Origin of the sequence: Comamonas sp. JUb58 (assembly GCF_004364775.1) — a bacterium.
In the GTDB taxonomy this organism is placed as follows: domain Bacteria; phylum Pseudomonadota; class Gammaproteobacteria; order Burkholderiales; family Burkholderiaceae_C; genus Comamonas.
In genome coordinates, this window is record NZ_SOAL01000032.1 from 1 (window position 1) to 23,427 (window position 23,427).

General features: G+C 59.0%; 33 protein-coding genes and 1 tRNA gene. 17 read left to right on the forward strand and 17 right to left on the reverse strand.

The window, feature by feature from the left end; all coding sequences use genetic code 11:
- Positions 1-452: 452 nt before the first annotated feature.
- Positions 453-743: a hypothetical protein gene (locus tag EDF71_RS23575; protein ID WP_133858969.1), complete on the reverse strand. Its 291-nt coding sequence runs from the start codon at positions 741-743 to the stop codon at positions 453-455.
- A 436-nt stretch (positions 744-1,179) separates the two neighbouring features.
- Here EDF71_RS23575 and EDF71_RS25185 point away from each other — a divergent pair, with 436 nt between their 5' ends.
- The 12 genes from EDF71_RS25185 to EDF71_RS23625 all read left to right on the forward strand — a co-directional run bounded on the left by EDF71_RS25185 (position 1,180) and on the right by EDF71_RS23625 (position 7,073).
- Positions 1,180-1,344 (forward strand): hypothetical protein, encoded by a 165-nt coding sequence (locus tag EDF71_RS25185; RefSeq protein WP_166656630.1) that lies wholly within the window; start codon positions 1,180-1,182, stop codon positions 1,342-1,344.
- 93 nt (positions 1,345-1,437) lie between these two features.
- Positions 1,438-1,611, forward strand: coding sequence for a hypothetical protein (locus tag EDF71_RS25190; protein WP_166656631.1), 174 nt, complete (start codon positions 1,438-1,440; stop codon positions 1,609-1,611).
- 53 nt (positions 1,612-1,664) lie between these two features.
- Entirely contained in the window at positions 1,665-1,862 is a 198-nt protein-coding gene (locus EDF71_RS23580) for a hypothetical protein (protein ID WP_133858970.1), read from the forward strand.
- Between the two features lie 218 nt (positions 1,863-2,080).
- Positions 2,081-2,218: a hypothetical protein gene (locus EDF71_RS25195; RefSeq protein ID WP_166656632.1), complete on the forward strand. Its 138-nt coding sequence runs from the start codon at positions 2,081-2,083 to the stop codon at positions 2,216-2,218.
- A 33-nt stretch (positions 2,219-2,251) separates the two neighbouring features.
- Positions 2,252-2,533, forward strand: a complete 282-nt coding sequence (locus EDF71_RS23585) for a hypothetical protein (protein WP_133858971.1) — start codon at positions 2,252-2,254, stop codon at positions 2,531-2,533.
- Positions 2,530-2,802: a hypothetical protein gene (locus tag EDF71_RS23590; protein WP_133858972.1), complete on the forward strand. Its 273-nt coding sequence runs from the start codon at positions 2,530-2,532 to the stop codon at positions 2,800-2,802. Before EDF71_RS23585 ends, EDF71_RS23590 begins: the two co-directional genes overlap by 4 nt.
- Before the next feature lies 1 nt (position 2,803).
- Positions 2,804-3,136, forward strand: coding sequence for a hypothetical protein (locus EDF71_RS23595; protein ID WP_133858973.1), 333 nt, complete (start codon positions 2,804-2,806; stop codon positions 3,134-3,136).
- A 33-nt stretch (positions 3,137-3,169) separates the two neighbouring features.
- Positions 3,170-3,985, forward strand: coding sequence for a BRO family protein (locus EDF71_RS23600; RefSeq protein ID WP_133858974.1), 816 nt, complete (start codon positions 3,170-3,172; stop codon positions 3,983-3,985).
- A 181-nt stretch (positions 3,986-4,166) separates the two neighbouring features.
- On the forward strand, positions 4,167-4,973 hold the full coding sequence (locus tag EDF71_RS23605; protein ID WP_133858975.1) for a hypothetical protein: 807 nt from the start codon (positions 4,167-4,169) through the stop codon (positions 4,971-4,973).
- Positions 4,970-5,410: a hypothetical protein gene (locus tag EDF71_RS23610; protein ID WP_133858976.1), complete on the forward strand. Its 441-nt coding sequence runs from the start codon at positions 4,970-4,972 to the stop codon at positions 5,408-5,410. Before EDF71_RS23605 ends, EDF71_RS23610 begins: the two co-directional genes overlap by 4 nt.
- A 3-nt stretch (positions 5,411-5,413) precedes the next feature.
- Positions 5,414-5,701, forward strand: a complete 288-nt coding sequence (locus tag EDF71_RS23615) for a hypothetical protein (protein ID WP_133858977.1) — start codon at positions 5,414-5,416, stop codon at positions 5,699-5,701.
- Positions 5,702-5,861: 160 nt separating this feature from the next.
- Positions 5,862-7,073 carry a site-specific integrase gene (locus tag EDF71_RS23625; protein WP_133858979.1) on the forward strand — a complete coding sequence of 404 codons (1,212 nt, stop codon included), beginning with the start codon at positions 5,862-5,864 and terminating at the stop codon, positions 7,071-7,073.
- A gap of 109 nt (positions 7,074-7,182) precedes the next feature.
- Here EDF71_RS23625 and EDF71_RS23630 read toward each other — a convergent pair whose 3' ends face one another.
- On the reverse strand, positions 7,183-7,773 hold the full coding sequence (locus EDF71_RS23630) for a recombinase family protein (protein WP_133858980.1): 591 nt from the start codon (positions 7,771-7,773) through the stop codon (positions 7,183-7,185).
- Between the two features lie 39 nt (positions 7,774-7,812).
- Between EDF71_RS23630 and EDF71_RS23635 the strand changes: the two genes are divergently transcribed.
- Entirely contained in the window at positions 7,813-8,187 is a 375-nt protein-coding gene (locus EDF71_RS23635; protein WP_133858981.1) for a DUF4124 domain-containing protein, read from the forward strand.
- A 247-nt stretch (positions 8,188-8,434) separates the two neighbouring features.
- On the opposite strand, the gene EDF71_RS23640 is transcribed toward EDF71_RS23635, so the two are convergent.
- From EDF71_RS23640 to cysS, 15 genes are all read right to left on the reverse strand, one after another.
- Positions 8,435-9,643, reverse strand: a complete 1,209-nt coding sequence (locus EDF71_RS23640) for a zonular occludens toxin domain-containing protein (RefSeq protein WP_133858982.1) — start codon at positions 9,641-9,643, stop codon at positions 8,435-8,437.
- An 8-nt stretch (positions 9,644-9,651) separates the two neighbouring features.
- Complete coding sequence (locus EDF71_RS23645) at positions 9,652-9,954, reverse strand: DUF2523 family protein (RefSeq protein ID WP_133858983.1); 303 nt, start codon at positions 9,952-9,954, stop codon at positions 9,652-9,654.
- Positions 9,955-9,964: 10 nt separating this feature from the next.
- Positions 9,965-10,231, reverse strand: coding sequence for a hypothetical protein (locus tag EDF71_RS23650; RefSeq protein WP_133858984.1), 267 nt, complete (start codon positions 10,229-10,231; stop codon positions 9,965-9,967).
- Between the two features lie 74 nt (positions 10,232-10,305).
- A complete protein-coding gene (locus EDF71_RS25325; protein WP_208301126.1) occupies positions 10,306-10,683 on the reverse strand; it encodes a hypothetical protein in 378 nt (125 codons plus the stop codon).
- Positions 10,684-11,574: 891 nt separating this feature from the next.
- The gene (locus EDF71_RS23660; RefSeq protein ID WP_133858985.1) at positions 11,575-11,832 is read right to left on the reverse strand and encodes a major capsid protein; all 258 of its coding nucleotides are present in this window, start codon (positions 11,830-11,832) and stop codon (positions 11,575-11,577) included.
- A complete protein-coding gene (locus EDF71_RS23665; protein ID WP_133858986.1) occupies positions 11,825-12,049 on the reverse strand; it encodes a hypothetical protein in 225 nt (74 codons plus the stop codon). Before EDF71_RS23665 ends, EDF71_RS23660 begins: the two co-directional genes overlap by 8 nt.
- 6 nt (positions 12,050-12,055) lie before the next feature.
- Positions 12,056-12,319 carry a hypothetical protein gene (locus EDF71_RS23670; protein WP_133858987.1) on the reverse strand — a complete coding sequence of 88 codons (264 nt, stop codon included), beginning with the start codon at positions 12,317-12,319 and terminating at the stop codon, positions 12,056-12,058.
- A gap of 2 nt (positions 12,320-12,321) precedes the next feature.
- Positions 12,322-12,645, reverse strand: coding sequence for a single-stranded DNA-binding protein (locus tag EDF71_RS23675; protein WP_133858988.1), 324 nt, complete (start codon positions 12,643-12,645; stop codon positions 12,322-12,324).
- Positions 12,642-13,694, reverse strand: a complete 1,053-nt coding sequence (locus EDF71_RS23680) for a replication initiation factor domain-containing protein (protein WP_166656633.1) — start codon at positions 13,692-13,694, stop codon at positions 12,642-12,644. Before EDF71_RS23680 ends, EDF71_RS23675 begins: the two co-directional genes overlap by 4 nt.
- 984 nt (positions 13,695-14,678) lie before the next feature.
- Positions 14,679-14,771 (reverse strand) — tRNA-Ser (locus tag EDF71_RS23690).
- Positions 14,772-14,796: 25 nt separating this feature from the next.
- Positions 14,797-16,077, reverse strand: a complete 1,281-nt coding sequence (locus EDF71_RS23695) for an aspartate kinase (RefSeq protein ID WP_133858990.1) — start codon at positions 16,075-16,077, stop codon at positions 14,797-14,799.
- Positions 16,078-16,154: 77 nt separating this feature from the next.
- Positions 16,155-17,126: a tRNA lysidine(34) synthetase TilS gene (tilS, locus tag EDF71_RS23700; protein WP_133858991.1), complete on the reverse strand. Its 972-nt coding sequence runs from the start codon at positions 17,124-17,126 to the stop codon at positions 16,155-16,157.
- A gap of 83 nt (positions 17,127-17,209) precedes the next feature.
- Entirely contained in the window at positions 17,210-18,184 is a 975-nt protein-coding gene (locus EDF71_RS23705) for an acetyl-CoA carboxylase carboxyltransferase subunit alpha (RefSeq protein WP_133858992.1), read from the reverse strand.
- Positions 18,185-18,261: 77 nt separating this feature from the next.
- Positions 18,262-18,912, reverse strand: a complete 651-nt coding sequence (locus tag EDF71_RS23710; RefSeq protein ID WP_133858993.1) for a DNA-3-methyladenine glycosylase — start codon at positions 18,910-18,912, stop codon at positions 18,262-18,264.
- A 57-nt stretch (positions 18,913-18,969) separates the two neighbouring features.
- Positions 18,970-20,355 carry a cysteine--tRNA ligase gene (cysS, locus tag EDF71_RS23715; RefSeq protein WP_133858994.1) on the reverse strand — a complete coding sequence of 462 codons (1,386 nt, stop codon included), beginning with the start codon at positions 20,353-20,355 and terminating at the stop codon, positions 18,970-18,972.
- Positions 20,356-20,637: 282 nt separating this feature from the next.
- On the opposite strand from cysS, the gene EDF71_RS23720 reads away from it, so the two are divergent.
- The 4 genes from EDF71_RS23720 (at position 20,638) to EDF71_RS23735 (ending at position 23,427) form a co-directional block, all read left to right on the forward strand.
- Positions 20,638-21,240, forward strand: coding sequence for a tetratricopeptide repeat protein (locus EDF71_RS23720; RefSeq protein WP_243854429.1), 603 nt, complete (start codon positions 20,638-20,640; stop codon positions 21,238-21,240).
- 208 nt (positions 21,241-21,448) lie between these two features.
- Entirely contained in the window at positions 21,449-21,976 is a 528-nt protein-coding gene (locus EDF71_RS23725) for a peptidylprolyl isomerase (RefSeq protein ID WP_021026743.1), read from the forward strand.
- Between the two features lie 69 nt (positions 21,977-22,045).
- Entirely contained in the window at positions 22,046-22,552 is a 507-nt protein-coding gene (locus EDF71_RS23730) for a peptidylprolyl isomerase (RefSeq protein WP_133858997.1), read from the forward strand.
- 17 nt (positions 22,553-22,569) lie between these two features.
- The gene (locus EDF71_RS23735; RefSeq protein WP_133858998.1) at positions 22,570-23,427 is read left to right on the forward strand and encodes a UDP-2,3-diacylglucosamine diphosphatase; all 858 of its coding nucleotides are present in this window, start codon (positions 22,570-22,572) and stop codon (positions 23,425-23,427) included.

Sequence of the window (23,427 nt, forward strand, 5' to 3'; positions counted from 1 at the left end):
CTATAGTTATTCACAAGCGGTCATCTCAAAGGCTGCTCCAGTACCTGGTCAAAGCTCGATTGGCACTGCTGGTCAAGATTGCATCGGCCCTAACATGCGTAGGGGCCTAAGCCGGTGAATCACCGCCGTCAGCTGGAGGCCACGCCCAACACACCGGGATGACCATGCAGAAGTTGCACCAGGCGATGGGTGCCAGTGATCGAGCGAGCCCCCTCCAGGTCTTTAAAAAATCAGCCCTGCCGAAGTTGCTTGCCCTGCCTGTGGGGCATTCGCCCGGCCAATTGCTTCAGCGGGCACGGCCGCTGCTCTGCGCGGTGCCCAACCGTAGCCCTGCAAGGCTCAACTGGTGAGGGGTAGACGCCCAAGAACAGAAACGGTCACGCTGATTGGAATCTCAGCGCGCCTGCCCGGAGCGTATCCGGGCGGGAAACCCAAGCCTTGTGATAGAGGGCTTAGGTTTCAAACCAGTCTACGTCAAGAGAAATCGAATAGCGCTGTTTTTGGCCATCTAGCGCCGTGCGGCCACCCCCGATGTAAGCATCACAGGAGGTGACTTGAGCGCTCAACCCGGCAGCTTTGAGCATGACATGGAATGGAATGAGATCTCTCGCAGAAAGTTGACCTATGCGCAATCCGTCTACCACAACTGACACCCTCTGTTGAACACTTTGCTCTCTCTCTTCAGGTACGAGGAAAGCGATGCACTGCCGGTTGGCTGCTTCACCAACGGTATTTTTTGCCACGCGGAAGAGGTTCGCCGTTCGTGAGCCATCGTCAGCAACCCTGACTGCCTCCCCTCTTGCCCAGTGTTTCGTCGAGATTAGATTTTTGAGTTTGATCGCCCTCTCCTGAGGGTGACGTAGAAGTGAGGGGCCACGCGGGGGCCCTCGTGAAAGAAGCCAGTACGCAAAGAAAAACAGCCCGCACCAGGCGAAGAACAACAGTGTTGGCCCATAACTCATCTCATTCCTTAATTGACGTTGTCCGTCAGGGTATCTCATGGCCGGTGGGATTGAGCGAGGGAAAGTAGATGTCCTTCCAGTAGGTCCAAATCGCGCGTCGGCCCAGTCTCAAAGTGCAGCTAGAAGCATCCATGCCCCCCCGGTTTAAGGTCATTAAAAGGAGTAAGGTGGGCCGAGGCAATCCATCTTGATTCGCCGCTATAGACCGGAGGTCTACATGTTCAAATTCTCAGCCTATCCACCCGCATCATTTTGGGATACGACCAAGAGAAATCTTGCTATCGCTGCTATCCCATCTCCACAAGAACAGGGGTCAAAGACACCTTCTGACAAGGAGAAGCAAGATCAAGAGCAAGGCCAGCAAGCGTTCTTACCGCTGTGACCTCTCAGCGCTCGTAAGAGCGCTTGATCGTGGTCTTCAACGGCTTGGACGGAGCACCAAATGTCGTGCTTCTGCTTTTTAAGAGGAGTAGGAATGAATAAGTCTTTCGACGTCTTCATTGGTCGACTTGGAGCACGAAATACGCGGCGCGTGGCGAAAAGCCAAACAGCCGCTCAGGTTGAAGAGTGGAAAGCCAAAGGCTACCAGCTGCAAGCTGAAAGACGCGTTACAGAGCAACTGCATGAAATCTATTTGGTTTCATTATGAAACTAAAGACAGAGAGATGAAGTGTGCCTGCAAACATACGGGAGACATAGACCATGAAGCTGAACTTTAAAGCTGCCCCAGCCAGATTGTCGGAGATCCAAAAGTCTCGGCTTGAAAGCGAAAGAATCACTTACAAGGATGGCGCGCAACCTGCGCGCTCCACTTGGTCCGGACGCCCTAACTATGAGGGGATCGAACTCTCCTATCGCGGCCAAGAAAAAAAGATCTGGTCCAAACAAACAAGTCACTGATGACTTGATCCACTACTAGACCTTTTTGGTCTGAGACACACCAGCCCGCACACCAGCGGGCTTTTTCATTTCTGGAGCCCAACATGGCTGAAAACAACTCTTCCGCTCCCTTCCGCTGCGGCAGCGGCGCCCCCGTAGAACGCGAACCACAGCCAGGCGAAGGGCTGCCCTGCGGCCACTGATAACCCGCCCACCTGGGCACTGACAACGGAGCCGCCATGGCCGAACAAATCACCCTCGCCTATCGACTTTTCACCATGCGCCGCTGGGCCGGTGCCAGCTGGTCCAAAGCTGCTGCCTGGGCCCTCGGCCTGGTGTGGCGCAACGTGCGCACCGAATTGCGCGCACGCTTCTAACCCGTTACCACTCAAACGAAAAGGAGCCAACACATGGCACAGACGAAGACTCTTGAAGAAATTGGACTGATCGCAGTGGAACTGCACCAGTGCACCAAGCGCCGGAAAGAGGCCAGCGACAACCTCAAGGCGGCTTACGTGCGCTGGGCCCACGGCACGGGTACGTTTCATCGCATAGAGCGAGACAGCGATGAATGGGACCGGATGATGGTTGCGACCGATCCGGAGTACCAACTGCAGGAAGCTGCAAAACGCAAGGAACGCAACGCGCTGCGCCGGCTGCACAACGCTATTGCGAGAGGGGTGCAGCTTTGAAAGCGCTGGCAATAACGGGCGAAGAGTCCGCCGCCGATCTGGTCAAACAGTTGGTGGCGCTGCGCATGCTGGCCCGGCAAAACGTGCGAACCCGCAGGCAATCGGGTGAGCTGCTGGCGGGATACAGGGCCAAGCTGGCACTCACAGCCATTGGGTCTGATGACTGGGCGCTCACCAATCACCTGATAGAGGCAATCGAAGAAAACCGTCTCGCCTGCGAATTCCATGAAATTGAAATTGGCAAGTACCTGATGTTCCTTTTGCCATGAGATGGATCAAAAGGTCCCTCGGGCGCTGATTTTCGACGCGCTCAACACCAGCTTTGCAGACCGAGACACCGATGAGGTCCGCAAGTATGGAGATAAGTCTCACCACCTGATTTGCATCCTGGACCTGGAGAACTCCGCGACCAAAGACGATGACATTGAGCATCGGCCGCTCAAGTGGTGTCACACGATGGCATTCATGAATGCCATGCAGACCAACAAAAAATTGGACAAGGCGATTCATGACATTTCCAACGAGTTCTTTGACGGTGCTTTTGGCGAACCGCTGATGGATCGCCTGGCCGGAAAGACCGTTGCTACAGCTTCCCGCCCGTAAGCACCAACCAAAGCACAGAAAAGGACCTCCGCCATGAGCCCCATCCTCCTCCACAGACTGGAAAACATCACCGTTCGCACAGTCCAGATCGACGGCAAGACCTACTTTGTCGGCAAGGACGCAGCTGCATCGCTGGGCTATGCGAACGAATCCGATGCGTTGACCACTCATTCCCGTGGGGTCGCCAAACGCTACCCCATCCCCGATGCGCTCGGCCGGCTGCAGGACACCCGGATCATTGATGAGCCGGACCTGATGCGCCTCATCGTTAACAGCACCCTACCCACCGCTGAACGTGTTGAGCGCTGGGTGTTTGAGGAGGTGCTCCCAAGCATCCGCCAGACCGGCAGCTACCAGGTTGCCCCGCGCACCCCTGACGAGATGCTGCTGGCCAGTGCGCAGGCCCTGCTGGCCGTTGAGCAGAAGCAGGCCGAGATCAAAGCTGATGTTGCGCGCCTGGAAGGGCAAGTGCAGGACCTGGCCGAGTCCCGGGTTTGGGACCACTGCCCGCAAAACTGTGAGCCCATCAGCAAGATCGTGGACCGGATGAACAAGCGCTATGCGCTGCCGGATTGGGTTGTCCACCGGGTCATGCGTGAGCTGCCAACGAGCCCCAAGCCGCATGCCATGGTGCGCAACCACCGCGAAGAGGCGCGGGGCTCCCAGTATGTGGTTTACGCCGTGGCTGACATTACCCGGCTCTTCGCCCAGTTTGTGAAGGACTGCGTACAGGAGACGCCCACTCTCTGGTCGCACCGCGACATTGAAAAGCGCTTTCAGCTCATGCCAGATGGCCGCAAGCCCAAGCCACTCAAGGCCCACGCCCCGCGAAATGCGGTGCCTGCATAAGTGTTCAAGGCCCTACCGCGAATTCAGCCCGATTTAACACAAGGCTCTGAAATACAACGCGTTTTAGTTTTGCAACACGCCTTAAATAACTGTGTTTCAGCGCTGAAATAGGCGAAGCCCAAAAGCAGGTGAGATTGCTTTCGGGCTTCTAGATCAAAACCCATCCATAGGAATTCAGATCATGTCCGACATTATCCCTCGTGCGGAGAAAAATGCCACTGAGGCACGCGCCAACCCCAAGCAAGGCCGCAACACTCGCCCACAGCCTCCGATGCGCTGTGCCGCGCCAGCAGCGCCCGAGCCCATCGAAGCACGGGATCTCCTGGAGAGCATTCACGACACGGGATTGCACTGGTGGTCGATTATCGACAGCCTGCTGCTGGCTGATGAAGGCGCTGCAAATGGAACTCGGCAAGGACTGGAGCGCCTCCCTCAATGGGCAATCGATCGCCTGAAAGACCAGGGCCGTCATGAAAGTTCCTACGACGAGCATCGCAGAAAGTCAAACCACCTCAGCGAGTGGCTGAGCATTGCAGAAGGTTCAGGCTCACGCTTCCGGTTTGAGATTTGGACCAGCAAAGGCTCGCGCCTCTCCCTGCGCCACGAATCCTTGCTTGAGGCGTCTGAAGCACTTGATGAACTGAAGCCGGAGTATCCGGATGCTTTCATCATCAAGGCCCATGCCATGTGGTCAACAAGCTATTCCCAGGTCTGCCTGAATCCTGACCTGCTGGACACTCTGATTGGGTCGGTTACTCACATCGGAACCTCGTTTGGAAGTCAGGGAGAAGACGATCAATTCACCGTGCAAGATGAAACCGGCCGGCAAGTGGTGGTCTCTGCCACTCCCTTGCGCCAGCATCCGGTATACGACCGCCTCAACAAGCGCGGAAAAGAGGTGGTCGACCACTACTTGCTGCATGACAAGCCACGCAAGGAAGCCATCCGCAAGGCTGCCGCTGAACGCGACGCAGGAGCAGCGCCATGAATGCTGTAGCTGCATTCAAAACCACGGCCGCCCCTAAGCGCCCAGCCTCGCGGGGCGTCGCGGCCACCGCCGTGGAGCCAATGGGGGCGCGGGAGCAACTGACCCAGTGCCGAGGTCTGCACCTCCTGCAGACGCACTGCCAGCTGTTCGGCGACTTCATCAGTGCCCACGATGTTATCGAGGTGGATTTTGACCAGCGCGGCATCAAAGGCGATGCCGAGTACTTGATTGCCTATCGCCACTCTGGTGATTACAGCTGGTATGGGGTGCGGCGCTTTCAGTTCCGCCTCAATGGTGAGCTGTGGATAGCCGATCCCACCATCCACGGTGAAGGGCAGACCTGGCGCGTTGTCACCACGGAGCTGCTGGCCAACATCGAAGTTTTCGGCATGGTGCGCGAGGTCTACAAGCCGCGCAGCAAGTCTCTGAAGAGGTAACCCATGGACGCAGTAATGATCAGGCCGCGCAAAGCGGTCAAAGCGCCAGCGTGCGCCGCTAAACCTATTCCAAAAATCAAGCAGAAAACTGCAGGCCCAACCAAGTTGGCCAAGGCCGAAACGACAGCCCTTTGGCATGCCGTCAACTGGATGGCGACCGTCTTGCGCGAGTGGAAGCTCGACGGATTTAAGAATGACGAGGACCAGGCACAGCATGAGGTGCAAAGCCAGCACCTCACCACCGCTAAGCGGGCGCTGAGCAAGATGAACAAGATGCGAAAGGAGCCATGATGGCCGCACGATTTGTACGCATTGTCAAATTCTGCGCAGAGACTGGATACTCTGATCGCGCAGTAGAGACAAAGATTCACCGGGGTGTTTGGATTGAAGGCAAGGAATATGTCCGCGCCCCGGACAACAATATTTTGATTGATATGGAAGGGTATAACCAATGGGCCGCAAAGCAACGACAGGAGGTGTTAGACCGCGAGGCGACCGCATAGAGGTTCGTTTCACCTGGAACGGAAAACAGGTATCCCCAACGCTTGATCTCCGCCCCACTGCTGCAAACCTCAAACATGCGGCTCGTGTGCGAGCCACCATAGTCGAAGAAATAAAGCACGGCACCTTCAGCTTTGCAGCGCATTTTCCCGACTACAAGCACCTGCAGCAACACCAGCCAGAGAGCGAGGCTGGCATGCGAACCTTCCTAGAGTGGTCGAGGGTATGGGTCACCCTCTCCGCTCGGAGCTTGGAGCATTCGACGCATGCCATTTATGTTCGTCACCTAAATGCATATTGGGCGCCCGCATTCGGAAGCATGCGACCAGAGAAAATAAGCCATGAAATGGTATTAACTCACTTGGCAACATTGAGCAAAGACCGAATTGACGTAGAAACCGGTCGCAAAATGAAAGGACTATCGCGGAAAACTCAGAATAATATTCTGATCCCACTGCGTGGAGTTTTCGACCTGATATGCAAACCACCTAGCCGAGTTAGCAACCCAGTTGAGGGGATCGATAATCAGAAGATCCAAAAAGCCAACCCTGATCCTTTTGCACCTGATGAGGTTGAGTTGATTCTCAAGGAAATGCAAAAGCGTTTTGGGGAGGTAATGACAGATTATTTTGAATTCTCGTTCTTTGCCGGGTTACGGGCAAGCGAGCATATTGCGCTGAGGTGGGAGGATGTGGACTTACGGAAGTCCACTGTGCTGGTTCGCCGCTCCAAGGTCATGACCATGGAAAAAGACCGCACCAAAACCAACGTTGAACGCACGGTAGAGCTCAACCAGCGCGCCGCCGGCGTGATCCAGCGCCAGCGTGCAAGGACTGCAGCAATGAATGCTGAGGTGTTCTATAACCCGAACACTGGAGCGCCCTATCACGATGAGCAGTCACAGCGCCGAGCCTGGCGCCTCACCTTGCGCGCCATTGGCGTGCGATACAGGGCGCCCAAGGAATGCCGGGACACCAGCGTAACCCTGGCGCTCATGGCCGGCGCAAATCCCATGTGGGTGGCCATGCAGCACGGGCACTCTGTGCAGGTGATGATGCGCGACTATGCGAAGTGGATTCCGTCAGCGGATCGAGGCGCCAATCTCGCAGCAGTCAATGCAGCGATCACCACCCAGGCCACACCCCGAAAAGAAGCGATTTAGGGATGGATTAGGGATGACTTGAGAGCGCACCACCCAGGCAAAGAAAAAGCCCCAAGTGAATCAATCACTTGGGGCTTATCTTATTGGCGGAAACGGATGTTTTCGGACGCTACACCTTGCCCTTTATGCGAGCATCCTTGGACTTCGTAACGCGATACACAGCTCGCTTGGCAACAGACATAGAAACGTCGTATTTAAGCGACAATCCTTTGTAGGTGTGTAGTCCACTCAAGTAGTCTGCGACAAGCTCAGCTTCAATTTCCGAAGACAGCGTACGAATGCGACCAGGCAGCCGCCCCCTCTCTCTTGCCGCAATCTGCCCAGCTATCGATCTCTCCCGAATCATCGACCTTTCAAGCTGCGCAACAGCGCCAAGCATCTGGATTACAAATACGCCCATGGCATTGGTGGTATCTAAAGGCTCGGTGATACTTTTGATCATCGCCCCGACCCGTTCAAGCTGCCTCAGAACATCAAGCAAATCAAACAGGCTACGAGCGATACGGTCAATTTTGTAGACGACCAGGGTATCACCTCGACGAAGAGACGCTAAACACTTAGCCAACTCTGGACGCCCTCGACGGGACGAACCGCTAGCCTTTTCTTGAAAAACAACATTGCACCCCACACGGGCAAGCGCGTCCATTTGGAGCGCTGTATCTTGCTCTTGCGTACTTACGCGTGCATATCCAATCAACATAGAATTCCCTTTACAGTTGTAAACGAGAAGGGAATTCCGGTGAAAGCACTCCTAGTCAGCATTCTTTTGGCAGCTACTGGAGCCCATGCGCAGGTGGTGTACAAGTGCGCCAACGGATATACAGACAAGCCCTGCAAAGATGGCCAAGAACTGGACATACGCGCCACTGAAGGCGCGCACTCAATGTCAGGGGCAAAACGACAGTCCACTGAAGCCCTCGTAAGAGACATAAATAGGCAAACGGATATAGCGATGGAAAAAGGAATTCAGCAGTACCGCACGATCACAGCATGTAACGCTCTCTATCAAGAACGCATGAATATCGATCGCAAAACTAAGAAGTCATCCGAAGATGGAGAGCGCCGATTTCAGATAAGACAAGAACAGTTCAAGCTCAAATGCAAGAACACTTAGTTCAAGCGTAAGAGCGTCTGCGGCGAGCCGTTTTTCAGGGCGTGAAAGTCGGCCAGCTCGTGCTTGTGCTGATGGCCCTTCGTCCGACCTGGTGCAGGTTCAATGGCCACGAAGCCGGACCTCGAGCTCGAAGTGATTCGGGAAGCAATTGCAGGCGCGGTTTAAGACGTATGCAACGATGACATGGGGCCCGGAGCGCGGCGAGAAGTGAACATGGGGTACCCCCATACCCCAAACAGCCATGCAATTACCTGCCGGGATAGTTGGGACGCAATTTAGAGACCACCTGCGCGTTTTCTCTGGCCTTACGCTCCTCATACCCTTCGTACTGCATTTGCTGCTCCCAGCGCAGGGCCTGAGGACTTACAACAGGCTGAATCTCCCCGCCTTCGGCATAAACCCGCTGCCTGCTCTGCTGCTCTTGCCTGACCTCCTGTCGCAGCGCATCCCGCCTTCCCTTGCTGTCATCCCAGTCCACAAAGTAGCCGTACTGAACTATCTGCTTGCACACCTCGCCAGAGGTGCGCATGAGCGTGCCTTGCTGCGTGTAGCACAGGCACCGCTTAGCGTCCTGGATGCAAGCTGCAGGGTATGGCGCGGTTACTGGCTTGGTGACTTCGTCGTAAGCCGGAGCTGTGTGCGGCAGATCCGGAATGCGCGGGCGGCGTGATTCCAAATACTCCGCAACCGTCATGTGCTTGCTGGCCGGAGCCTCCCCAGCTGCTTGACCAGGTGCAAGCGAGCCACCTGGCGCGGTAGCCACTGCCTTGCCTCCATTCGCGCTAGTCTTCGCCTTCTCGAGCACGCTGTTACCCAGGCCAAACGCTGCCCAGATAGCGAGGCCCGCGACGACTGCGCCGATAGGGATGGCCCAGACCTTGAGCGGTATCTCGCGCTTGATGTTGTGCACATCGGCGCTCTTGTACCAGGACGGCGTGATCACGTTCCCGGCCTTGTCCTTCTTGCCAAAGGCAGCGCGGGGATAGGCCCACGGAAACTTCTCGCTGGTCTTTTTATGCTTCTCCGGATCGGTTTGCATCCGTGGCCATTTGTGGATCATGGCCTTCTCAGTACCAAACGCACGAATGACGTGGTAGTGAGCTGCAGCGAGCTTGCGCGGCGTCGCGTGCACAAGCGTAGGGTCTTGCGTGATGAAGAAGAAGTCTATGCCGCGCTTACCGTGCTTTGACAGCTCCAGGATGGGCGTTGGCACGCGTGCCCCGGTCGATGCCTGGCCCCAGAAGTCTTGGAGCTCGTCCACGATGATGATGGAGTCATTAGGCAGCTCCATCCACTTATCGGGGTGATCGATGGTCTGCCAACCTTCAATCGTGACCTCAGGAATATTGCAGGTGTAGACCTGGCGATTGTCCTTTTTGGCAATCTCTTGGACATAGGCCAACGTCCACAAGGTTTTGCCCTGTCGAGGGAGGCCGGTAACGAAATTGATTGGCATGGCCTACCTCACTTTTGCACCAGGCGGCGCACCTTGTCGCCACCAAGCGCGTTCAACAACACCTTGACGCCAATGGCGCTCAAGATGATGGACAGGTGCACATCGATGCGAAAGAATCCCGCCCACTCAGCCAGCAACGAGGAGCCGACAGCGCCCATCAGACCTTTGGCTTGGTCGAGCACAGAGCTGATCAGATAGCTGATGCCCTTGTACTCAACGAAGCCGAAACCGAGCGCAAGCAAAGCGCGGCCAATGAAGCTGCCGACCACCTGCAGCAGCGCACCGACCAAGATGGAAATGATGTATGGCATGGTCTATTCCTTAGCTCTTTTTGCCGCCCACAACCCAGACGCCGCAAGCGAGCAAGGTGATGCCCACACCGGCCAGCGCCATGATGTTCAGCGGCCCGCAGATGCGGCTAAATGGGATGGTGATTGAGCGACCGTCAGCGAAGGCCAGCGAAAACTCAGGATCAGGCGGGCAGCTGTTGCCCCAGCCCAAACCGCTTTGATCCAGAGTCGTGCCTACATCGACCTGCTCAGCCTTGTCCTTGAGCTTGTCTGCGCTGCTTTCGTCGGTGCCGTTCAAAGCCCGGTTTGTGAGGCTGGAGCCGTCCGTGTCCTTTTCGAAAAGCTCGCAGTTGCGCTTGTGCTGCTCTTGAGCTATCGCGCACTGCAGTGCATCGCCTTCGCACTTAAAACCTCCGCCACAGGTGCCGCCAAACGATCCCTTAGAACAGACGTCGAGCTTCGGGTTTTGCTTGCAAAAATCGTCGCTATCTTTGTCATTGCCATCGCTGCCGGAATCGCTGCCGCCAGTACCTCCGGTCCCACCAGTGCCACCGCCGGTACCTCCACCAGTGCCACCCCCAGTGCCACCGCCTGTGCCTCCACCAGTGCCACCGCCTGTACCTCCACCAGTGCCACCGCCTGTGCCTCCACCAGTGCCACCGCCTGTACCTCCGCCAGTGCCACCGCCTGTTCCCCCGCCCGTGCCTCCACCGGTACCGCCCCCGCCATCACCAGGTTGGCTACCGCCACCACCCTCACCAGGTTTGCTAGGCAAAGACCCCCCATTACAGGTTTCGCCCGTCGCGTAAAACGTGGTGAAACAACCGGAGGGAGTTCCGTTTTGCCCGTCGCTGCATGTGCGAGCAATTGGCTTACCAGTGCTATAGGTGCAGCCGGCTTCACAAAAAGCAGATGGGCTATTGACGGCCCAACCTACGGTGTATGGAGTGTCCTTCTTGCACTTCTTCTCCTCACACTTACCGTTTACCTTTTTGGAACCATCGGGACAACGATCGGGATCAGGCACGCACACTCCCGCATCAAGAATTTGGCCTTCCGGGCATTTGTCAGGAACGCAAACAGCGCCATCCATGTGCTGACCTTCTGGACACTTGATTTCCTTCTTAACGCACTGACCGTTTTTCTCCTCGTAGTTAGTCGTGCAATCACATGTTCCACTGCTATTGGCGTTGGAATTTGCAGGACACGAGCCACCGGACACCTGAGCACTGACGCGGTCAGTCAGGCCGCTGGCACCAGTGCAATACCCACCGTTTCCCTCGGCAACGCAAGTCACTGGATGCAAATGCGGGTAGGAAGCAGGAGGGTAGGTAACACGCCACCCACATTCCATAACTGCTACCAAATTCGGGCCGGAACACGCACCGATTGTGTAAATGACACCCTTAGGCAGCGATGCCTGTACGGGAAAGCACGCAAAGAGTACGAAGACTAAGGCAGCCAGGCGTTGAAAAAGAGCCATGCTGCACCTCATGGCCAGAACATGATGCAGCCGCACAGCACCATCGTCAGCAAGTACCAAAAACCGTTCATGCCCCACCTCCATGCGTAAAAAAAGGGCGCCCATACAGCCGCATGAGCGCCCCAGAAAGACGGGCCATCGTTAGCCCGCCGTTGCGCTTACAAAACGCGTTGAACCCACTTGAAGAGCTTGATACAGACCACCAGCGACAGAACCGCGATACCGATTGCGGAGATCGTGGTAACACCACCGGTAATCACCGCGACCACTGCAGCAGAGTCGATGGTGAAATCAGCAGCATGTGCGCCAGAGGCCAGTGCCAAGGTCGAGCCAGCAGCCGCCGCCTTACCAGCCAAAGCCAGACGGGCAGGAGCGTTACGGACACAGCGCTTCACAGCGTTCTTGAGTTCAATCATTTCTTTCTTCCTTCTCCAGGTAGTTACGGACTTGGCGGAACACAAATGCCACCGCCATAGCCATCAGCATGGCCCCGGAAATTTCCACTGCTGATTCGATGCTCATGTAGAACGGGCTCAGCTGGGCCAGCTCCACACGAGTGATGACCAGGTACGCATCAGGCGTGTCGCAAGACACTTCCTGTACGGTCTGGGCATCGTGAGCAATACAGAACATGTCGCATCACGCCTGCGAGATTGGCTGCGGAGCATCGCTGCAGGGGCTGCTGCCGGTCTCGCAAGCTCGCCCATCTGCAGCCCTTGCCGCGGCGCGCTCGCGTGCCTCACGAATGCGTTGGCGACGGTTCAAAGCATTGCCAAGCATTGCGATGAGCCCGCACAAAAAGCGCATGACGACAACGCCCATAGCCCCACACATGAAGGAAACCAGCACCATCAACTCAGCAAGGCGCTGCAGGTCAAAAAAGGTGAGCTGGTAGACCACCATGATTAGCCTTCTACGGCGTCAAGCGTCAGGTCCACAGGGGTGACCATGGTCACCTCGCCCGTGTCCTTGTCGGTGCTGCGATACGGCTTGCGCGTGAAGCCGCCCAGCTGGGCCACTACGGTGACTTCTTCGCCCTTACCGCCGAGCTGGCCCTTGCTGCGGATCTCGATGGTTTGCGGGCGGCTATACGGGTCTGGAGCCGGCGTCACGATGCGCGTATAACGCGTCTTGTCATGCAGGCGAGATGCATCCACGCGGCCACGCACGACCACTTGCATGGGTTTCAGCTTTTGGGCCGCAGAGGCCGCTACTTGCTCAGTGCTCATGATTTGAGTCTTTCCATTTGGGCCTGCAGCTCGGGCCATGCGAGTCCGGCAACAACGCCGGAGGGTTCAACCTTTTTGGGTATGCCAACAATGCGAACTTCTTCGACCAGGTCGAGCGCAGAGCAGCCTGTTGTCTCGATCGCCTGGTGCAGGTATTTGCCGTAGCAGCGCTGCATGTGGTGCAGGCCGTGCGCCAGGCTTCCTTTGACTTCTTCGCGCACCGTGGGGATTTCTTCGGCGGCGGCTTGGAGCATGTGAGCGAGGGCCGGATAGGCGCCTGCAAAGTACTTCTCTGGGTTGGTGAGAATGTCCAGAGGGACAACGCGATCACGGTTGCCCAGCCGCACCTCGTAGCGCGTCCAATTGCTGTCTGGCATGTTGAGCTGCCGGCCCTTTTCATAGACGCATAGCGTCTTGCCGTTCTTGAGCTTGCCTACGTACATAGTGCGTCCCTTCGTGCCACCTTCGTGCCAAGCGCCCTGCGTATCCAGCTCAGGGTTTCGCCCACGGTTGATAAATGCACCTTCGTGCCAAAGCGTCATCGCGTCATCGACGGTGTATTCCCCGTCCAAGAAATCGACGGCCAGGTCGACGCGTGAAATGGTTGCATCCAGGCCCTCGAGCAGCTCCTGCAGGCTTGCCCAGTCAGTGACCAGGCCGCAGCCCTTGCCGTTGAGCTGGAGCAGCCAGCGGCCCTTTTGCGATTCACCGCCCAGCGCGATAGAGCCAATCTCTACCTTTGCGCCGTCATCCAGCCGCACAGTCAATCTGTTGCGGTCGGTGAAGCCAAACAGGCCGCCGTCGAGCTCGCCCGTGATGGTTCGACCCATGAGGCCGCCGACGAAGGTCATGAGGCCATGAACGCTCATAGCGGGAGCATCGAACGTGGCATTGAGCCAATCGATCTTGGCGGCCTTGATATCGCTGGTGGTGGTAGGTGAACTTTCCACTCGTGTTACAGCACGAGTGGCAGGCGCCTTGGCGCCTGAAAAACGCAGCCGCCAGCTGCTTGCATCCCCTGCGGATGAGGGGGAGTCGTTGAATGCCATTTGCGCGCTCATGCTTGAACCTGACGAACGTACGCCGCAGCTTGCGGCGAAGTGAAGACGATGTGCAGGCCGCCAGCTCGCAGGCCTGCGATGTAGGCATTGAATGCTTGAGGGCACCGGTAGACGCGCTTCACACGTTCTGGACGTGTGGGGTCAAGGAAACGACGCGGAGCTGAGAAGGTGAACAGACGATTAGTCATCGAGCGCTACCCCATCCACGCACGCCAGACGTATAGGAACCTGAAATGATGAAACCAGCTTCACGCTGGCAGATTTCCAGATAGCTGGCAGTTGCAGCAGTCAGACGCGAACGCTGGAGGCGGCGAAGGACGTCCACACACTTGAGCAGGTATCGAGCTTGCTCGGAAATGAGGGTGCCCCCCACCTGATCGACCTTAGCGGGAGCCGCCAGGCAAGCGCCAAGGTCTTGCTGAGCAGGCGGGGGACTTGTTGGGGACGTGTGAGAGGTTTTCGACATGCTGGCGGCTCCTGGTTGTCACTGGAGCCGCCTTGCTCTGCTTCTGGCGGTAGGCCGGGCTGTTGTTCACTGCACGCTGGCCGAGCTGGGTGGCTCCGTTGGTAAAATTACCAAGCAGGGAACAACAAAGTTCCCAATTTAGGAACATCATACACAGGAGTACCCGAAATGGGAACAATCGAGTCGTTAAATTCTTTGATAGATGAGGCCGCAGCCAAGGCTGGAAATCAAGCGAAGCTGGCTAAGCTCCTCGAAATCCCGAGAAGCCATATAACCGATATGAAGAAAGGAGTGCGCCCAGCCAACTGGAGAATCCGAGGTGGGCTGCTAGCGATCGTGAGCGGTGACCCCGCGCGAGCATTCATGACTGCGATTGCTGAAGATCTTGAGCAATCGGAGAAAGCAGACGAGAAAAAGGCTGCTGAAGGCTTTAAAGCGATGCTCGCAGCCTTCCCAGAGCAAGAAAAGCAAAAGGCCCTGAGTGATAACACTCAGGGCCTTGCTTCTGGCGGAAACGGAGGGATTCGAACCCTCGATGAGGCTCTACACCCCATACTCCCTTAGCAGGGGAGCACCTTCGGCCACTCGGTCACGTTTCCAATACAGCTATTCTAACCTGAAAAATCAGGCCGATTTGGAAACTTCTGCAGAATCCAGACCAAAAGCGGTATGCAGTGCACGAACGGCCAGTTCCAGGTACTTCTCATCGATCACGACCGAGGTCTTGATTTCGGAGGTGGAGATCATCTGGATGTTGATGCCCTCTTCGGCCAGTGCGCGGAACATGGTCGATGCGACGCCCACGTGGCTGCGCATGCCGATGCCGACAATGCTCACCTTGCAGATGTTGGGGTTGCCGATGACTTCGTCAGCGCCCAGCTTGGGCACCACTTCTTCGCGCAGCAGCTCAACCGTGCGGTTGAAGTCGCCCTGGTTGACGGTGAAGCTGAAGTCGGTCTTGCCGTCCTTGCCGATGTTTTGCAGGATCACGTCCACATCGATGTTGGCGTCTGCCACCGGGCCCAGGATCTGGTAGGCGATGCCGGGGGTGTCAGGCACGCCACGGACGGAGATTTTGGCTTCGCTGCGGTTGAAAGCGATGCCCGATACGAGGGCCTTTTCCATCTTTTCGTCTTCCTCAAATGTGATCAGAGTGCCCGATTTGGCCTCTTCATCCAATGCAATATCCCAGGGCGTGAAGCTCGACAGCACACGCATTGGCACTTTGTACTTGCCGGCAAATTCCACCGAGCGGATCTGCAGCACCTTGGAGCCCAGGCTCGCCATCTCCAGCATTTCCTCGAAGCTCACGGTCTTGAGGCGCTGTGCGGCAGACACCACGCGCGGGTCGGTAGTGTAGACACCATCGACGTCGGTATAGATCAGGCATTCAGCGGCCTTCATGGCGGCTGCCACGGCGACCGCCGAGGTGTCCGAGCCGCCACGGCCCAGGGTCGTGATGTTGCCGTTCGGGTCAATGCCCTGGAAACCGGTGACGATGACCACGCGGCCTGCGTCCAGATCGGCACGCACGCGCTGGTCATCAATCGATTCAATCCGTGCTTTGGTGTAGCTGTCATCGGTGCGCACCGGCACTTGCCAGCCGGTGTAGCTCACCGAAGGTACGCCTTCAGCCTGCAGCGCAATGGCCAGCAGGGCCGACGAGGCCTGCTCGCCAGTGGCGGCCAGCATGTCCAGCTCACGGTAATAGGACTTGTCTGCGCGGCTGGGTGCCAGCTCACTGGCGAGGCCCAACAGACGGTTGGTTTCGCCACTCATGGCGCTGGGCACCACCACCATCTGGTGGCCAGCCCTTGCCCATTTGGCGACGCGTTTGGCGACATTGCGGATGCGCTCGGAAGAGCCCATCGACGTGCCGCCGTACTTATGAACGATCAGTGCCATTGAATATCACGATGACGAAACACGAAGCTCGGCGTTGATGCAAAGTGTTTTGGCACGCCGTCGGAATCGTACATTAGTCAGACCAAAACTGGCGGATTGTACCAATCGATGACATCTCTGTGGCGCTGTATATACCCACGGCCCACTTTTATATGGATTTGGTGGCCCCGCGTGGTGCAGCGCTGCAGCTGCAGCAGCAGTTGCGCCAGCTGCGCAGCACTAGGGGTTTGGCCATGGGCCGTGCGCAGCCAGTAGCGCAACACATTGGCCATGCGCGCCTCGCTCAGTGCCTGCAGCGCGCGGATGCGCGGCGGCGCGCCGGTGGCTTGCAGGTCGATCTGCGCCAGGTCGTCGAGCAGCTCGGCCGCCTGCGCCGCGTTGGCGCTGCTGCGCGCCACCGTCTGCGCCATCTGCGGAAAGGCCTGCACCAGCCCCGGCATCACCTGCTGGCGGATGCGGTTGCGTGTGTAGCGGGTGTCGGTGTTAGTGGGGTCATCCACCCAGGCAATGCCCATCGCAGCCAGGTCAGCGCGGATCTGCGCACTGCCCAACCCCAGATAGGGCCGCGCCCACTGCAGGCCAGCGCGCTGCCACTGCGGGCGCATGCCTGCCAGGCCGGCCACGCCGGCACCGCGTGACAGCGCCAGCACCACGGTTTCGACCTGGTCATCAGCATGCTGGGCGAGCGCCATGGTCTGGATACTGCCCTGCCCTGCATCATCAACAGCCAGCACGGCCTGGGTCAGCGCCTGGTAGCGCGCAATGCGTGCTGCGTCCTCCGGGCTCTGGCCAGGTTGCGCATGGGCATTCACCGCCACCACCTGCAGGGGCACCGCCCAGGCAGCGCACTGGGCGCGGCAATGCGCTTCAAACACCGCGGCCGCAGCCTGCAGGCCATGGTTGATATGGATGGCATGCACCTGGCCGGGAAAGCGCTGCAGGCAGGCCCAGAGCAAGGCGGTGGAATCGGCCCCGCCGCTATAGGCCACGGCCAGCGGCAGTGCAGGCTGCCAGCCGTTCAGCGCGGTAACAATGGCGGGCTCAGCCATGGCGCGCGCCCCACAGCAAAAAGCCTCCGCGAAGGGAGGCTTGGCAGCAGCGGCGCAGCATCAGCAGCGGCCGGCAGCAGGCATCAATGTTCCGCCTTGGTGTCCGTGAAACGGCCATAGCTTTGCAGGCGCTCGTAGCGGCGGTCCAGCAGTTCGGCGGGCTTCAGGTCAGCCAGTTGGCGGAAGGCATCGCTCAGGCCGCGCTTGAGCAGCGCCGCCATTTGCTTGTGGTCACGGTGGGCGCCACCGACGGGCTCATGGATGATCTTGTCGATCAGACCCAAGGCCTTGAGACGGTGCGCAGTGATGCCCATGGCATCGGCCGCTTCCTGGGCCTTGTCGCTGGTCTTCCACAGGATGGACGCACAGCCTTCGGGGCTGATGGTGGAGTACACCGAGTACTGCAGCATCAGCACCTGGTCGGCCACCGAGATACCCAGCGCGCCGCCCGAGCCACCTTCACCGATGATGGTGGAGATGATCGGCACTTCCAGCTGCGCCATTTCATAGATGTTGCGGCCGATGGCTTCGGACTGGCCGCGCTCTTCGGCATCAATGCCAGGGTAGGCACCGGGCGTGTCGACAAAGGTGAACACCGGCAGCTTGAACTTCTCGGCGGTCTTCATCAGGCGCAGCGCCTTGCGGTAGCCTTCGGGCTTGCTCATGCCAAAGTTGCGCAGGGTGCGCTCCTTGGTGTCGCGGCCCTTTTGGTGGCCCACCACCATGCAGGGGTTGCCATTGAAGCGTGCCAGGCCGCCCACGATGGACAGGTCGTCGGCAAAGTGGCGGTCACCATGCATTTCAACGAAATCGGTGAAGATCTCGTTCACATAGTCCAGGGTGTAGGGACGCTCGGGGTGGCGTGCGATCTTGGTGATCTGCCAGGGGGAAAGCTCGCTGTAGATGTCCTTGGTCAGCTGCTGGCTTTTCTTGCTGAGCTGATCAATCTCTTCAGAGATATCGACTGCGCTTTCGCTTTGCACATAGCGCAGTTCATCAATTTTGGTTTCCAGCTCCGCAATCGGTTGCTCGAAATCCAGGAATGTTCTTTTCGCCAAAATGATTCTCCTCGAGAAAAGCCGCAGGCAGCCTTCTCATAACGACCGACAGTGTAACCGCATGCGGCAAGACCGGGTCAATCTGCATCCTGCCCCAGTGGCATGGCATTCTGGGATCGCCAGATCAGCCAGGCCGCCACACTGGCCCAGGGTTGCCAGGCCTGGGCCACCTCGCGCGCATCGCTGCGGCTGACGGCCTCGCCCGAAAAATAATGGTCGCTGATGCCCTGCAGCAGCGCTGCATCGTCAATGGCCGGCACATTGGGCCGCCCCAGATGGAACAGCAAAAACATCTCCGCGCCCCAGCGCGCCAAGCCGCGCTGCGCCAGCAGTTGCTCAATGACGGCATCGTCATCGACATGCACCCAGGACAGCGCATCCTTGGGCTCCTGCACAAACCACTGGGCCAGATCGCGCAGATAGCCCAGCTTGCGCTGCGGCAGTCGGATGGCCTTGGCGGCCTCGTCCGTCAGGGCCAGCATGGCCTTGGGCGTGACCGAGCCCAGCGCTGCCACCAGCCGTTTCCACAGCTGGCGCGCCGAATTGTCGGACAGCTGCTGCCATACGACTGAGCGCATCAGTAGCGCAAAGCCGTCTGCCTCGCGACGCAGCATCTCGCCGGCGTACAGCGGCGCGAGCCGGCGCATCACCCGGTCCTTGCGGGCCAGGTGTTTGCAGGCGACGGCCCAGTCTTCCGCTGACAGCGGCTTGTTGCTGATACCAGGCATAAGGCTAGACGGACCGCGTCAACGCCAGGGACAGAGTCAGACCACCCACAGCGCGCATCAGGCCCCCGCCTGCACTACCGTCCAGGTCGTGCCTTGCGCGGAATCCTTGAGCTCCACCCCTTGAGCCAGCAGCTCGGCGCGGATGCGGTCAGATTCCGCATAGTTCTTGCCCGCCTTGGCTGCGGCACGCAGTGCAATCTGCCCCTCCACATAGGCGGCATCCACGGTGGCGCCCGCTTGCAGGTAGGCAGCAGGGTCGGCCTGCAGCAAACCCAGGGTAGCGGCCAATGCCTTCAGCAGCCCCGCCACCGCAGGCGATTTGCTGCGGTTGACTTCGGCAGCCAGCTCAAACAACACGGCCACCGCTTCAGGCGTGCCAAAGTCCTCGTCCATCGCCGCCTTGAAGCGCGCTGCGCTTGGGTGGCTCCAGTCGATGGCGACCGGCTCTGCCGCTACCAGGCTCAGCGCGGTGTACAGGCGCTTCAAGGCATTGCGGGCATCGTCCAGGTGCACATCGCTGTAGTTGAGCGGGCTGCGGTAGTGGGTGCGCACCACAAAGAAGCGGATGGTTTCTGCGTCGTAGCGCTTGAGCACATCGCGGATCGTGAAGAAATTGCCCAAGGACTTGGACATCTTCTCGTTGTCGACGTTGATGAAGCCGTTGTGCATCCACACCTTGGCCAGCTGCTTGTCGTGTGCGCCTTCGCTCTGGGCAATCTCGTTTTCGTGGTGGGGGAACTGCAGGTCAGCGCCGCCGCCATGGATGTCGAAAGTCTCGCCCAGCAGCGCGCAGCTCATCGCCGAGCACTCGATGTGCCAGCCCGGCCGGCCCGTGCCATAGCTGCTTTGCCACTTGGCCTCGTCGGGCTCGGTCGGCTTGGCGCTCTTCCACAGCACAAAATCCAGCGGGTCGTCCTTGCCGTCCTGCACGGCCACGCGCTCGCCAGCATTGAGCTCATCGAGCGATTTGCCCGACAGCTTGCCGTAGCCCGGGAACTTGCGCACGGCAAAGTTCACATCGCCGCCCTCGGTGCGGTAGGCCAGGCCTTTTTCTTCCAGCTGCGAGATGATGGACAGCATCTGCGGCACGTATTCGGTGGCGCGGGGCTCATGCGTGGGGCGCTCGATGCCCAGCGCATCGGCATCCTGGTGCAGGGCCTCGATCATGCGGTCGGTCAGGCTGCGGATGGTCTCGCCGTTTTCCACGGCACGGCGGATGATCTTGTCCTCAATGTCGGTGACATTGCGCACATAGGTCACCTGGAGGCCGCTGACGCGCAACCAGCGCTGCACCACATCAAACGCCAGCATCGAGCGCGCATGTCCCAGATGACAGAGGTCATAGACCGTCATGCCGCATACATACATGCGGACATGGCCCTGCTCAATCGGAACAAATGACTCCAGCGCACGCGAAAGCGTGTTGTAGATGCGCAAACTCATGAAAAATTAGCGTGGTTGTGGTTGAGAGAGGGAAAGACGCCTGGCGCCCTGCCCCGTTCCGCGTCCATCCTCTGGAAAGAGGCTGGGGCACGGGTTGGAAAGCGCCTGCCCGGGCACGGCCGCCCGGCAGGAACCGCCGAACCGTGTATGGTAGCTGATGCCCGACACCATGCCCTGCAAACCATGGCCGCCCGTCGTTCCGGGGCGCCAGCCCCCTCAGCTACAATGCGCTGCAGTATAAGCCTGCAGGCCACTTGCACGCGCCCAGCGCGCCCGAACCCTATGAAGTTAGTCAGTCGCCTTTTCTCCCCCCTGATGCCCCGTGCCGCCTTACTGGCGCTTACCCTGAGCTGCGGCGCCGCCTATGCGGACGAGTACGCGGCCGTGGAAAAGCTGATCCAGTCCGGCCAGACCGCATTGGCCCTGGAGCAGCTGGAGCCCAAGATCCAGCAAGCACCGCGCGACCCGCAATGGCGCTTTTTGCAGGGTGTGGCCCAGATGAATGCCGGCCAGCGCGAAGAAGCCACGGCCACGTTCGAGAAACTGGTGCAGGAATACCCCGAACTGCCCGAGCCCTACAACAACCTGGCCGTGCTCTACGCCCAGAACAACCAGCTGGAAAAGGCCAGCCGCGCGCTGCAAGATGCCGTGCGGGCCAACCCCGGCTATGCCACCGCTTATGAAAACCTGGGCGATATCTATATCCGCCTGGCCGAGCAATCACTGAGCAAGGCCAGCAGCCTGGCGCCCGCCCAGCAGGCGCGGCTGCAGCCCAAGATCAGCAGCCTGCGCCTCTTGGTGACCCGGGCCCAGCCTGCCGCTGCTGCAGCACCCGCTGCGGCCGCGCCGGCTGCCCCGGCAGCGGCGCCCGACGCAAAAAAGTAAAGGCCTTGCCTTGAATCTTGCACCGTTGGCCCTCAACTCGGTGCAACGCATACCGTGCAACGCCCATGATTTGCGCGCAGCGCAGGATGCCTTGCGGACTCCGCAGCGCCCTGTGCTGGCCATCTACCGTATTCAACGACAGAGGAAACCGATGCCTACCAAACGACACACTCTTTCCATTCTGGGCGGCCTGGCACTGGCCGGCGGCATGTTGCTGACCAGCGCTGCGCAGGCGGCTGACCAGCCCCGCGTGAAACTGGCGACCTCGATGGGCGACATCGTGGTGGAACTCAATCCAGAAAAAGCGCCCAAGACGGTGGCCAACTTCCTGCAGTACGTGAACGACAAGTTCTACGACGGCACGATCTTCCACCGCGTGATTGGCAACTTCATGATCCAGGGCGGTGGCTTCACCCCCGACATGCAGCAAAAGCCCGCACGCTCGCCCATCCCGCTGGAGGCCAACAACGGCCTCAAGAACAACACCTACACCATTGCAATGGCCCGCACGGCGGTGCCCGATTCGGCCACCGCGCAGTTCTTCATCAATGTGCAGAACAATGATTCGCTGAACGCCCCCAACCCCGATGGCCATGGCTATGCGGTGTTTGGCAAGGTGGTCAGCGGCAATGATGTGGTCGACAAGATCAAGGCCGTGCAAACCGGCAATGCCGGCCCGCACCAGAACGTACCCAAGACCCCGGTCATCATCAAGTCGGCTACCGTCGTCAAGTAAACGGCCTTGCCGCTGGCCTCCAACCAGGCTTGCGGCGCCCTTCCAACCTTTCTCAACAGGAAACACACCATGAGCAATCCACAAGTTGAACTGCATATCAAAGACTACGGCGTCATCACGCTGGAACTCGACGCAGACAAAGCCCCCAAGTCCACCGAGAACTTCCTGAGCTACGTCAAGAGCGGCCACTATGACGGCACGATCTTCCACCGCGTGATCAACAGCTTCATGATCCAGGGCGGCGGCTTTGCATCGGGCATGGACCAGAAGTCCACCCAGACCCCCATCCAGAACGAAGCCCAGAACGGCCTGAAGAACGACCAGTACACCGTGGCCATGGCTCGCACCAGCGATCCCCACTCGGCAACTGCCCAGTTCTTCATCAACGTCGCAAAGAACGACTTCCTGAACCACACCTCGCCCACGCCTAGCGGCTGGGGCTATGCCGTGTTCGGCAAGGTGGTCAAGGGCAACGACGTGATCGACAAGATCAAGGCCGTGAAGACCGGCTCCAAGGGCATGCACCAAGACGTGCCTAAGGAAGAAGTGCTGATCGAAAAGGCTGTGGCCCTGTAATAGGCGCCACCATTTGCATGGACAGCCCGACCAACACCAGTGCCGCAGACCCCCATGAGGCGCTGCGCGCCCAGTTGGCCACCACGGCAGTCCATGCCTTTGCTGCGCCCCCCGCCTGGCGCAGCATCGAATTCATCTCCGATCTGCATCTGCAACCCCAGCTGCCACTGACCTGGCACAGCTGGCAGCGGTACCTGCAAGCCAGTACCGCAGATGCGATCTTCATGCTGGGCGACCTGTTTGAAGCCTGGGTTGGCGACGATGCGCTCGACGAGGCAGACAGCTTTGAAGCGGCCTGTGCCCGGAGCCTGCGCGAGGCCAGTGGCCAGCGCGCCCTCTTCTTCATGCATGGCAACCGCGACTTTCTCATCGGCGCGCAGTTTGCCGAGCGCAGCGGCATGCAATTGCTGCCCGACCCCAGCTGCCTGAGCTTTCTGGGCCAGCGCTGGCTGCTCAGCCATGGCGATGCGCTGTGTGTGGAAGACAGCGAGTACCAGCGTTTTCGTGCAGTGGCACGCAGCCCCGCCTGGCAGCAGCAGATTCTGGCCCAACCACTGGCCCAGCGCCGCCAACTGGCCGGCAGCATGCGCAGCCAAAGCGAAGCGCGCCGCATGCGCGAGCTGGTCACCGCCGATGTGGACCCGCTAGCTGCCCTGGCCTGGCTGCAGAGCGCCGGGTCGCATACCCTGATCCATGGCCACACCCACCGCCCTGCCAGCCACGCGCTGGATGCGGACCACCAGCGCGTGGTGCTAAGCGACTGGGACAGCGACGAGCTACCCGCTCGTGCCGAGGTGCTGCGCATCGATGCTGCCGGCATGCAGCGCATCGCGCTGAGCACCTACCTGGCCCAGCCGCCGCAAGCAGGCGCCTGA